The sequence below is a fragment of the Arcobacter sp. F155 genome, assembly GCF_004116455.1.
Classification (GTDB): domain Bacteria; phylum Campylobacterota; class Campylobacteria; order Campylobacterales; family Arcobacteraceae; genus Halarcobacter.
This window is the reverse complement of sequence record NZ_PDJU01000024.1, coordinates 1-1,303: the sequence shown is the minus strand read 5'-3', so window position 1 is coordinate 1,303 and position 1,303 is coordinate 1. Positions and strand designations below refer to the sequence as shown.

The window sequence follows — 1,303 nt, the reverse complement described above, 5'->3', positions numbered from 1 at the left end:
TATAATGCCACTAAAAGTCAAGACAACTATTTCGTAATTTAAATTCCACCTATCTCTGTATCGTTATGCAACATTTTTCATCTGATTTAAATAAACATTCATTGGCTTGTCATAACCTAATGCTGAATGAAATCTATTATAATTGTAAAAATGTATATAGTTTGAAATACCTACTTTTAACTCCTTAATTGATTGATAATCTGTAATATAAATATTTTCATATTTTAGTGTCCTGAAAAACCTCTCTATGGCAATATTATCAATGGATCTTCCTCTACCATTCATTGATATTTTAATATTATGAGATTTCAAAATATCAGTATGATGATTACTGGTATATTGGCTTCCTTGGTCGGTATTGAAAATACCAGGTGTACCATATCTCTCAATTGCATCTTTTAAAACAGTTCCTGCTAATAATGTATCCATTGAATTAGATACTTTCCATGATAATACAGACTTAGTATGCCAATCAATAACAGCAGCAAGATAGACAAACCCTTTGGCTGTTCGTATATAAGTAATATCCCCGCTCCAAACTTGGTTTGGCTTCGTAATCTCAATGTCTTTGAGTAAATATGGATAAATCTTATGTTGATAGTTTTTAATGGAAGTTAATCGTTTTTTTCTTGGAAAAATAGCTTGAATACCTAAGGTATTCATATATTTCAATACACGATTAACACCAATATTAAATCCATACTCTTTTAATTGCATATGAATACGCCTATAGCCATAAAAAGATACATCCGTATATATTTCATCTATTTTATGCATTATTTTAATATCTTGCTCTTTTAAAGGTTCTGGTTCATAGTAGTAACTGCTTCGACTGATACCTATTATCTTACATTGCTCTGATATTGTTAGTTGTTCATGCTTGGGGTTTATCAGAGTCTTTTTATTTGATAAGTCCAAGCTCTTTAGCTTTCCCTCTGCAAAATCCGCTCTTACAGTTGCTTTACCTAATGCTTTAGCTAAATGGTCATTCTCTTGTTTGAGTTCTTCTATCTCTTCTTTATAAGCTTTGGTTGCTCCACCAACATCAAAAGCTAAACTTGCATTATCTAAAAATTGTGCTTTCCAAGTTTGAATACTTTTTACAGTAACATCATATTTGGATGATATTTGATTAATTGTTTGCTCACCTTCAAGCAATTCTAAAACCACTTTGGTCTTAAAATCTGCACTGAAAGATTTACCTCTTCCTCTTGCCATATCTTTCTCCTAAATTATTCAATTTATTTTATCTTTTAGGAATTTAAACTTTGTTGTTTATGTCTTAATATTTAGTGGCATTATA

The 1,303-nt window shown here is 30.2% G+C and carries 1 protein-coding gene; it reads right to left on the bottom strand.

From position 1 onward, the window contains the following. Positions 1 to 63: 63 nt before the first annotated feature. Positions 64 to 1,218 carry an IS3 family transposase gene (locus CRV03_RS13905; RefSeq protein ID WP_129085742.1) on the bottom strand — a complete coding sequence of 385 codons (1,155 nt, stop codon included), beginning with the start codon at positions 1,216 to 1,218 and terminating at the stop codon, positions 64 to 66. Positions 1,219 to 1,303: the final 85 nt, after the last annotated feature.